The 6,166-nt window shown below is 37.1% G+C and carries 5 protein-coding genes; 2 read left to right on the top strand and 3 right to left on the bottom strand.

Annotation, left to right across the window (positions count from 1 at the left end):
- Positions 1–176: 176 nt before the first annotated feature.
- Positions 177–1,343 (bottom strand): MFS transporter, encoded by a 1,167-nt coding sequence (locus Q0L29_RS15950; protein ID WP_296623255.1) that lies wholly within the window; start codon positions 1,341–1,343, stop codon positions 177–179.
- Positions 1,344–1,956: 613 nt separating this feature from the next.
- Here Q0L29_RS15950 and cphA point away from each other — a divergent pair.
- On the top strand, positions 1,957–4,611 hold the full coding sequence (gene cphA / locus Q0L29_RS15945) for a cyanophycin synthetase (protein ID WP_296623254.1): 2,655 nt from the start codon (positions 1,957–1,959) through the stop codon (positions 4,609–4,611).
- Positions 4,608–5,495: a cyanophycinase gene (locus tag Q0L29_RS15940; protein ID WP_296623253.1), complete on the top strand. Its 888-nt coding sequence runs from the start codon at positions 4,608–4,610 to the stop codon at positions 5,493–5,495. Before cphA ends, Q0L29_RS15940 begins: the two co-directional genes overlap by 4 nt.
- 121 nt (positions 5,496–5,616) lie before the next feature.
- Here Q0L29_RS15940 and Q0L29_RS15935 read toward each other — a convergent pair whose 3' ends face one another.
- Both Q0L29_RS15935 and Q0L29_RS15930 read right to left on the bottom strand, forming a co-directional pair.
- Positions 5,617–5,916, bottom strand: coding sequence for a type II toxin-antitoxin system RelE/ParE family toxin (locus tag Q0L29_RS15935; RefSeq protein ID WP_296623252.1), 300 nt, complete (start codon positions 5,914–5,916; stop codon positions 5,617–5,619).
- Entirely contained in the window at positions 5,904–6,140 is a 237-nt protein-coding gene (locus tag Q0L29_RS15930; RefSeq protein WP_296623250.1) for a hypothetical protein, read from the bottom strand. Before Q0L29_RS15930 ends, Q0L29_RS15935 begins: the two co-directional genes overlap by 13 nt.
- Positions 6,141–6,166: the final 26 nt, after the last annotated feature.

Here is a 6,166-nt window from a genome sequence, read left to right as displayed (position 1 = left end):
CGCGTGCGCCAACTTTGAAGGACTGCAGGAAGGTTTTCGCTTAAAGTGAAAACTTTTGTTTTCTTAAATTTCTTTTGTGGTAAAAAACCAAAGCTGGTAAAGTTTTCCCAGTGCACAAGTTGGTGCGAGCTTCCCAGCTCGTACCATTTATTCTACATTTAAAGGATTTCAAAACACTATGTCAGTTTCCTAATTCGCGTTGCAATATTCAAATAGATAAACCCAATTAAAGCCACAGCTGCGCCCGTATAAAAAGTTCTCTCAAAATTTGCAGATGAGTTGCTATATACCCAACCTGATATAAATGCTCCCATTCCGATTCCTAATTCCAGGAATATATATAGGGTGGCTAAAGCTTTTCCTCTTTTATTGTCCTCGGCTAAATCAATAGCCCAGGCAAAGACGGTTGGTGAGTTCATCCCAACCGCAAATCCAAAAATAATACCTGCCCCCATTAGGCTAATGAATGAATTAGAAAAAGCTATTAGTATCATAGCTATAGAAAGTAAAAAAGAAGAAACCTTTAGCACTTTAACCCGTCCTACCTTATCCGAAATCTTTCCGGCAACTATTCTAACACCCAGGGATGCTAGCACAAATACTGCGAAGAATAATCCTTTATTATTGATTCCAAGATGTGCGCTATAATCAGGCATAATGGTTAACACCAATCCAAAAGAATACACACTCAATGCCATATAAATAGCAGGAACCAATACTTTCTTCTCTATGATTTCATTCCTTTTGAGTTTCAGCAAGCCAAAATTGAACTGAACTCTTTCAGTCAGTGTCTCATTCATACCAGATAGAATAATAACACTCATAACTGCCGTTACAGCTGAAGTATAAAATACATAATCTATCGGGAATTTACTTCCAATATAACCTCCTAAAGCATTTCCTGTGGCCGTACCAATGCTAATCGCAACTCCAATAATACCCATGGCCTCTCCCCTTCTATTGAAAGGAACTATATCGGCTACATAAGCAGCATTTCCAGTTGGCGTAAAACCAGTAGAAAATCCATGAAGTAAGCGCAAGGCAAAAAAGGCAACAACTCCAGTTACAAAGGGATAAGCAAGTCCTGCTATAAAACAAATAACTGCTCCAAAAATCATGACGGGTAGACGACCAATTTGGTCCGCCAACTTACCACTGAATGGTCTTGACAAACCGGCCGTGACAGTAAATAATGCAATGATTAAACCTTTATATTCTCCTCCGCCCAAACTTGTAAGGTAATCTGGCAGCATTGGGATGATCATATTGAAGCTGGCGAAAAATAAAAAAGCACTAAATGAAAGTGCTATAAAGGGGCGATTAATCAGACGCTCTTGCTTCATGATGCGAATTAAAGCATAATAGAAATGTAATGCACTTTCTTTTATTGATTTGTAAAATTTAAAAGTCGAATAATAATCATTTCATCTGTTGACGTGATTTTTTACATTCTTTTTAGCCGTGAAATTACAAATCATTTTTAATCAGGACAACCCAAGCAATTTAAATTTTTGTGAATATACAATTCTTTTTGGACTGAAAAATATACTCCATTCATTCGATATTATAAATGTCGAATTAACATCAGAAAACATGCGAATCATGTAAGCTTGATTAATAATAGTGCAACGACTATAGAAAATACGATACTTAAATTGCATAGGAATAAATTAGTCACAAATGAAGAGGACTAAATACTATAAATAGAATAATAAGCACCATTGCTATAATTAAAGTTAGAACTACGGCCATTTGCCGTAGTGATTAACAAGTATTTTACTGAAAAATGCAGGGCCGATATTAAAAACCTAAACAGTTGTGATAGCTCCCATTTCGATGGATTGCAGAGGTTATTTTTCGTCCTCCTCAATTAGCTGTCAGTAACAAAAATAGTCTAATGATCTGAGCAATCAGATAGCAAAACAATAAGGTGCTTACCTAATTAATTGAGAGAAAATGGAAATAATACAAATAAATGCTCTAAGGGGCCCTAATTACTGGTCTGGATACAGAAAAAAGCTTATTGTCATGAAACTTGACCTTGGAGAGTGGGAGCACATGCCTACTAACATGATTAATGGTTTTGGGAAATCACTGGAACGTGTGTTGCCATCATTAAAAAGTCATAGATGTTCAGAAGGAGTTGAAGGTGGTTTTTTTCAGCGTGTAAAAGAGGGTACATGGCTTGGGCACGTGGTAGAACATATTGCACTTGAATTGCAAACTTTGGCTGGGATGGATTGTGGTTTTGGAAGAACACGTTCTACTAATAAAAAAGGAACTTATCAGGTTGTGTTTTCCTATGTTATTGAAAGTGCAGGAATTTACGCGGCCAAAGCTGCAGTAGATTTAGTGGAGAAGCTCCTGAAGCAATTGAATTTTAATGTAAATGATTATATACATGAGTTAGAACTAATGTATAATAGCGAAAAATTAGGACCCAGTACTTTCTCCATAATCAAAGAAGCTGAACGTAGAAATATCCCATATAAAAGATTAAATAATGCTTCATTGATAATGCTGGGACAGGGGTGCAATCAAAAAATCATCTGCGCTTCCGTTGCATGTAGTACCAGTCACCTGGCCGTTGATTTGGCATCTGACAAAGATGCTACCCGCAATTTATTATCTCAGGCCTATATTCCCGTTCCTATGGGTAGATTAATCTACGATATAATTGAACTAGAAAAGACTGTAAAAGAAATTGGGTTTCCGCTTGTAACAAAACCAGTAAATGGAAACCATGGTAAAGGAATTAGCACTCATATAACTACTATAGAACAGGCACGAAAGGGGTTTGAAGAGGCCCAAAAAATTTCAGAAAGAGTAATAGTAGAACGTTTTATTAACGGATTTGATTATCGCTTTTTGGTTATCAATTATCAACTTATAGCGGTAGCAAAACGCACACCCGCTATGGTAATGGGCGATGATACTTCAACGATTAATCAACTGATCAATGAAACTAATCATGATCCACGCAGAGGTGATGATCATGAAGAATTTTTATCCAAAATAAAATTAGATGCAGCTACACAAGCTATTTTAGCTGAGAAAAATCTTTCGCTTAATTCTATTTTACCCATTGGAGAAATTTTATTTTTAAAAGATACCGCCAACTTGAGCTCTGGCGGAACAGCACAAGATGTTACCGATATAGTGCATCCAAATAATATTTTTATGGCTGAGCGCATTGCCCGGCTTATGAATTTAGACATATGTGGAATTGATATAATGGCGGAAGATATTGATATTCCTATCACCGACAAAAACGGGGCTGTTCTAGAAGTAAATGCCGGTCCCGGCTTCAGAATGCATCTTTCTCCTTCCAAAGGCATGGAAAGAAATGTAGCTGAACCTGTATTAGATATGCTTTACCCTGATAATGCAAGTGCGCGAATTCCACTTGTAGCTGTTACGGGTACCAACGGCAAAACCACCGTCACCCGCTTAATTGCCCATTTTGCCCAAGCGGATGGACACCATACAGGATATGCAACCACAGATGGAATCAATATTGATGGTACTAATATTTTTTTTGGAGACTGCAGCGGACCTGCCAGTGCGGCTACGGTTCTGCGTGACCCTATTGTTGATTTTGCTGTGCTGGAATGTGCTAGAGGTGGAATACTCAGAGCCGGTTTAGGTTTTGATAAATGCAACATTAGCGTGGTAACAAATATCAAAGAGGATCATTTGGGCTTAAATGACATTGATACCCTAGAACAAATGGCACGTGTGAAATCAGTTGTTGCGCAAAGCACCTTTGATGACGGTTATGCAATTCTAAATGCTGATGATGATTTGGTTTATGAAATGAAAAATGACTTGGATTGTAATATTGCATTGTTCAGCATGCATGCAAATAATGAACGCATAAAAAAACATTGTAATGATGGAGGAATAGCAGCATTTATTGAAAACAAATATTTTACTATCCAAAAAGGTGAATGGAAAACCAAAATAACTGTTGTCACACAAGTGCCACTTACCTTTTCAGGGAAATGCGAGTTTATGATTAAAAATATTTTACCTGCCTTACTGGTGGCTTCAATTAGTAATTTTTCTATGGGCACCATTGCATCTACACTTAAATCTTTCCTTCCCTCTCCAACATTCACACCTGGCAGAATGAATCTTTTTCGTTTTAAAAAGTTTCAATTAATGGTCGATTATGCTCATAACACTGACGGATTTATTCATATGAAAAAATATTTGGAGCAAGTTAGCGCTACCCAAAAAACTGGAATTATTGCAATTCCCGGAGACAGACGAGTGGAAGACATGAAAAATCTTGGTCGCTATGCTGCTCAAATGTTTGATAAAATTATAATAAAGAATGACAAAGATACCAGGGGAAGGTCCAAAGAAGAAATCAACGAGTTTATAACCGAAGGTATTCGCGAAATTAATGACAGTGCATCGGTAGTTGTCATTTCAGATGAAATAGAGTCAATTAAATATGCCATCGATAATGCTAAAGCCGGTGAATTCATTACTGTGTTTGTCGATGAAATTCAAAATACACTTACACATGTGCAACAACTAATGGATCTAGAAAACGAATTGGTTGAGTTAGAACCTGTGAACTTAAAACAAATGAAGTTATGATACCAAAAGGAACTTTACTCATTATAGGAGGAGCGGAAGATAAAGGAAAGACTATCAAGCTTGAAAAGGCACGAAAAGACCGGGAAATAGAACAGCTTGAAATATTGAAATTGCTTTTGCATGGGGAAAAGAAGCTTGAGGTGATCACAACTGCCTCTAATTATCATAAGGAAGTGAAAAATGAATATGAGCGGGCGTTCAATATTGTAGGAATTAAGAATGCCGGGTTCATGCACATCGAAACCAAGAAGGAAGCAGGACTTAGTAAATACATTGAACGGATTGAAAAGGCAGATGCCATATTTTTTAGCGGGGGAGACCAATTGCGCTTATCAGCCTTTTTAGGAGGAACGCAATTCATTGATGTAATTTCGAAACGCTACCAGGAAGACGAAAACTTAATAGTGGCTGGCACAAGCGCTGGTGCCATGGTGATGTCAAAAATCATGATTTCCAGAGGAGGAACCAGTGAAGTAGTATTTAGAGATGATTTGGAACTCACCACTGGCTTTGGATTACTGGAGCTATGTATAATAGATTCTCATTTTATTGAACGGGGGAGGTTTGGGCGACTTGCACATGCTGTGATCCTTAATCCGGAGCAGCTTGGTATTGGCCTTGGTGAAGACACGGCACTGATAGTGAAAAATGGAGAAGATGCTGAATGTGTAGGTTCAGGTGTGGTAGTGATGATAGATGGAACAAATCTTGGACGAACAAATATTCATGAAAAAGATGATGATAAATGCGGAGTCTTTGTTGAAAATTTAACAGTCCATATGATGGTAAAAGGTTGCCGTTTCAATTTAAAAACCAAAAAGATTGCGAATCCTGCGAAAGGTCGTAGAAATAATTTAAAGCACGAGCTTGGAAGCCCGCACTAACACTCTATTAAAAATTTAGCCCATGCAGGAGCGAGTTCACCAGCTCGTAGCATTCATGCACCATAATTCAATGGTAAATAATCTATTTCAAATGTCGAATATGAGGGTATTCAAACTCAAATTAATAATTTTCAGGTTCTTGTTTGGTGTGACGAACCCTTAATATTTTAATTTGATCAGGACCAATGAAATAAACTACTCGAATACTGAATTTTTCGAATGCTCTAAACATGCCATTATTACTAACTTTAAAGCGATCAAGTGGGAATTTTTCCGGATTTTCAGGGATTTTATCAATCATTGATAATATCGAGAAACGCACGTTTTCTGCATTTTGGATAGAGTCTTCCGCTATTCGTTTGATTTGCTTCTGAAATGATATTTTGGCATGGGTATCCCAAAGTATGTTTATTTCATCCATTTTTCAGACTCCTTTTTCACACTTTCATGAGAAACATGATCACCTGAATCAATTCGAGCATTTGCCTCATCCAATTCCCGATTATATTGTTCAATACTTATCCTTGGGCTTTCTTCCTTTTGGCTTTCTTTTTTTAAGAGTGCTTCTAGCTTATCAATAAGCTTCTCATTTCCAATTGAAAGTATAGATTCTATGAACTGAAGTTTTCTTGTTTGTAAATCCATAATTGAAAGTAGTTTATATATTGCCT

The organism is Marivirga sp., from assembly GCF_024636815.1.
GTDB lineage: Bacteria > Bacteroidota > Bacteroidia > Cytophagales > Cyclobacteriaceae > Marivirga.
Note: the sequence above shows the minus strand (reverse complement) of the source record. Positions and strands in the feature narration are given on the sequence as shown.